Raw genomic sequence first — 4,259 nt, forward strand, 5'->3', positions numbered from 1 at the left:
GGAAAACCGCCGGCGAAAATATCAGCAAAGCCAAAAGCTGGGACCCGCTGGTGATCGCGCCGGCGGATGCGCCTGTCAATGCCCGTTCCGGGATTGTGGTGCTGAAAGGAAACCTTTGCGAGAACGGCAGCATCATCAAACCGTCCGCGGCCAGTCCGCATTTGATGCAACATACCGGCAAAGCAGTCGTTTTTAGTGATATTGAAGATTATAAACGCCGCATCAACGATCCCGGGCTGGAGGTGGATGCGGACAGCGTGCTGGTGCTGAAGAACGCCGGCCCGAAAGGATATCCCGGTATGCCGGAAGTAGGCAACCTCGGGCTGCCGGCCAAACTGTTGCAGCAAGGTGTCACGGATATGGTCCGTATTTCGGACGGGCGGATGAGCGGAACGGGCTTTGGAACCGTAGTGCTGCACGTATCGCCGGAAGCGGCAGAAAACGGAACTTTCTCCCTGATCGAAACGGGGGATATGATCGAGCTGGATGTGAACAACCGCTTACTCAACCTGCACGTTTCTGAAGCGGAACTGGCGGAAAGAAGAAAGCGGCAAACGCCATTCAAAAGCCCCTACACCCGCGGTTACACCCGGCTTTTCGTCGAGCACGTGGAGCAGGCCTGCCAGGGAGCAGATTTCGATTTCCTGAAAGGCGGCTCAGGCAGCGAAGTAACGCGCGACTCCCATTAATCACCCATCTTACGAATCAGAACGAACATGGATTTTCTCAATAAAACGGCTATTGTAACCGGCGCCGGATGCGGCATCGGCTTTGAAATGTGCAGGCAACTGGCTTTGCAGGGCGCCACGGTTTTCCTGAACGATGTGGATGCCTCGCTTTGTAAAAGTGCGGCGGACAACATCGTGGCGGAAGGCGGGAAATGCATTCCCCTGGCCGGCAACAGCAGCGATGAACGCTTCGTCACCGATATGATCGCCGTTGCCGTAGCGCAAACCGGCCGGCTGGATATCGCCATCGCCAACGCGGGGATCACCCTTTTCGGCGAATTCCTGACTTACCCGGCGGAGTCCCTTTTCAAAGTATTGCAGTTGAATATCGGCGGTTCCTTTTTCCTGGCGCAGGCCGCGTGCCGGCAAATGAAGCACCAGGGCACAGGGGGCGCGTTGCTGTTCACGTCGTCCGTAACGGGGCACCAGGCGCATAAAGACCTCGCCGCCTATTCCATGACCAAAGCCGCGCTGGAGATGCTGGCGAAGAACCTCGTGGTGGAAGTTTCCCGCTACGGCATCCGTGTCAACACCGTAGCGCCCGGGGCAACCGCCACCGAGCGCACCCTGAACGATCCGGAGTATGCCACCGTCTGGTCGCGCATCACTCCGATGGGCCGCCCCGCTACCGTGAGCGATATCGCCGACGCGGCGCTGTTCCTCGTTTCCGACAAAGCGAAGCACATTACCGGCCAGAGCCTGGTGGTAGATGGCGGGTGGACGGCCACCAGCCCTTCCCCGTTCTAAGTCAATATACCGGGAAACAGGTAGAAAAGGGTTGAGATGGAATGACTATTTTGAAACAGCATAATTATTCATCCGTAGAATCACGTTTATGAAAATGAAGATCCTCGCCCTGGCGCTCCCCGTCGCCCTGCTGGTGGCCTGCCAGCAAAGCAGCCAGCCTGCACAATCTCCCCAATCGCCCATTAAAAAAGGGATGGTGAAAGTTTCCATCCTGTACCCCAATGGGGAAGGCAAGCATTTCGATATGGATTATTACGTGAAAACGCATATGCCGCTGGTGGCTACGCTGTTCGGCGATTCGCTGAAAGCACTGTCCATCGACAAAGGCATCGGCAGCGGCCGCCCTGGCCCGATGCCCTACCTCGCGATTGGTCACTTGTATTTCGAACGCCTGTCGGCATATGAGGGAGCCCTGGCGCCTTATACCGACACGATCCGGAAAGATATCATGAAGTACACGAACATCGCACCTGTGATTCAGATCAGCGAGGTGCTGGAGTAAAGTGGAGAGGCTTATTGCCGGAGGATCTTTTCCATGGCTTTTCCTTTGGCCAGCTCATCGATGAGCTTGTCGAGGTAACGGACCTGCTGCATCAGTTTGTCTTCTATATCTTCCACGCGGTAGCCGCAGATAACGCCCGTTATTTTGGATGCGTTGGGATGGATTTGCGGAGCTTCCGCAAAGAAGGTCTCAATGTTGGTTTTATTGTCGAGCTGCCGCTGCAGGGACTTTTGATCGTACCCCGTCAACCAGCGGATGATTTCATCCACTTCTTCCTTCGTGCGTCCTTTTTTCTCTGCTTTTTGGATGTAATGCGGGTAAACGCCAGCGAAAGACATCTTGTATACGCGCTCGATATTGCTTTTCATAAGATGGATTTTTAGCGGTTAGCCAAATAAATGCCAGTATTAAATTACAAAAAAAGACAAACCGGCAATGGCCGGTTTGTCTTTTTTATTTGGAAGAATGTGGTGTGTTATTCGAAGAAGTCGAGTTCTGCGATGGTAATCGATTTGCTGCCGGCGGCGGCTTCCGTCGCTTCGATCTTTACATAACGTGCGTTAACCGGCTGCTGGAAATAATGGTAGCGGGTCATGGGGTCATTGATAAGGTTGCCGAATTCGAAGGCGTCTGCGGGTTGCCATTGTTGGCCGTCCGTGCTGAACAGCAGTTTCCCTTTGGCCATCTTGCCTTCCGCGTTAACGGTTTGCGGAGTGTAGGAGAATCCTTTCAGCGAATGGTTGGCGCCCAGGTCGATGGTGATGCTGTGCGGACCACTGTCGGACGAATGCCAGAAGGTTTTGGCATTGGCATCGAATGCCGCGGTGGCTGCGCGTTTGGCGCGTTCGCTGCTGGCGGAAACAAGTTTCCAGTTTTGCTTGGCGATGCCGATGGCTTGTTTGGTCACTTCTCCTTTATCCGCACCACTGACAGCCATTGCTTTCACTTCGCCGGAAGCGAGGCGGAAGGGACCATTGTATTTGACGTCGGGAGTACCTTCGGTAGTAGTGTAGTAAATGTCAAACTGGGAGGAAAGATTTTTGGTAGCGTTTTCACCGTGGGGCTTCCAGTTGAATTCAGGTTGCAATGGTTCGATGCTCACCATGCCATCGGCCGACCGGAGGATCTGCAACTGGGGCGGGCGGCTTTTGTAATAATGTGCGGACACATGGCTGATGGCCGGCGCCATCCGCGCTCCCAGGATACGCACCCGGAAGCGGCTCGCCGTTACATCAGGGAAGCGCAGGATGCGTTTGTAACCAATGTTGGCGGCATGGGCGATTTCTTTCCAGCTGCCATCTATCCAGGCGTCTACTGCGTGATGTTCCACGCGCTCGCTGTGCGTAGAAATGGCTTCCTGGAGTACGATGCGGTTGATGGTGACAGCCTTGGGCGTAGTGATCTCAAAGTTGCCGGTGATATCGCTGAAAGTAAATGCGGTAGCGGGGCTGCCATCGAGGATGGCTTTATTCCCTTTCGCGCCGGCGAACAGGTTTTTGCCGTAAGTGGCTTTGATCCTGCGGCCGGTTTCCATCAAAACGGTGGAATCGGCGGGAGAGAAGCGGCCTTCGCGGTTGGGAGGGATGTTCAGGAGGAAAGTGGAGTTGCCGCCCACGGAGCGCTCGTAAATATCGAATACATCGTCGGCGCTGCGCACTTTCTGCCGGGTATCGTCGCGATAAAACCAGCCTTCACGGATGGAGGTGTTGGTCTCGGCCTGTTGGTAGTGAAGGTATTTGCCACTGTACAACTTATCACGCTGCCCGAGGGAATCAGCTTCCATGTCGGGGAAGTTGGTGGCGGTGGCAGGATTGTCGTTGTAAGGGATGACGTTCCATTCTTCCGCCCGCGTTCTGCCGGATTCGTTGCCGCACCAGCGCACATCTTCCTTCCCGAAGATCACCGCTTTCGGCGCAAGGGTGTGGATGAGCTTTTTCCAGGCGGCGTAATTGTATTTTTGGCCGCCTTTGGTTTTGGGATGGGCGCCGTCGAACCACACTTCGTGCACGGGACCGTATTCGGTCAGCAATTCGAAGAGCTGGTTGAGGAAATACTCGTTATAATCGTCCACCTCGAACTTGAAGGTGGTTTTATTGGCGAAGGGCCTCCCCGGCACGGCGCGGGGGATGGTCCGTGGCGTGTACTTGCTGAGGTTGCCGTACAGTCCTTCCGCGTTTTCGATCTGGAACAAATCTGCCGGGGAAAGGTAAATGCCGAGTTTCAGGCCGTGCTTTTTCAGGGAAGCGGAAAGGTCGCGCAGGATGTCGCCTTTGCCGTTTCGG

At 55.1% G+C, this 4,259-nt stretch carries 5 protein-coding genes; 3 read left to right on the plus strand and 2 right to left on the minus strand.

The window, feature by feature from the left end:
- The 3 genes from Q0510_RS02165 to Q0510_RS02175 form a co-directional block, all read left to right on the plus strand.
- A partial coding sequence (locus Q0510_RS02165) for a dihydroxy-acid dehydratase (protein WP_298707805.1) occupies positions 1 to 689 on the plus strand: 689 nt, incomplete at its 5' end.
- Positions 690 to 716: 27 nt separating this feature from the next.
- A complete protein-coding gene (locus Q0510_RS02170; protein ID WP_298707807.1) occupies positions 717 to 1,475 on the plus strand; it encodes an SDR family oxidoreductase in 759 nt (252 codons plus the stop codon).
- 88 nt (positions 1,476 to 1,563) lie between these two features.
- The gene (locus Q0510_RS02175; RefSeq protein WP_298707809.1) at positions 1,564 to 1,977 is read left to right on the plus strand and encodes an EthD family reductase; all 414 of its coding nucleotides are present in this window, start codon (positions 1,564 to 1,566) and stop codon (positions 1,975 to 1,977) included.
- 11 nt (positions 1,978 to 1,988) lie between these two features.
- Here the strand turns inward: Q0510_RS02175 and Q0510_RS02180 are convergent, their stop codons facing one another.
- Positions 1,989 to 2,345 carry a DUF2200 domain-containing protein gene (locus Q0510_RS02180; protein ID WP_298707811.1) on the minus strand — a complete coding sequence of 119 codons (357 nt, stop codon included), beginning with the start codon at positions 2,343 to 2,345 and terminating at the stop codon, positions 1,989 to 1,991.
- A 107-nt stretch (positions 2,346 to 2,452) separates the two neighbouring features.
- A partial coding sequence (locus tag Q0510_RS02185; RefSeq protein ID WP_298707812.1) for a discoidin domain-containing protein occupies positions 2,453 to 4,259 on the minus strand: 1,807 nt, incomplete at its 5' end.

This window comes from uncultured Chitinophaga sp. (assembly GCF_937874145.1).
GTDB lineage: Bacteria > Bacteroidota > Bacteroidia > Chitinophagales > Chitinophagaceae > Chitinophaga.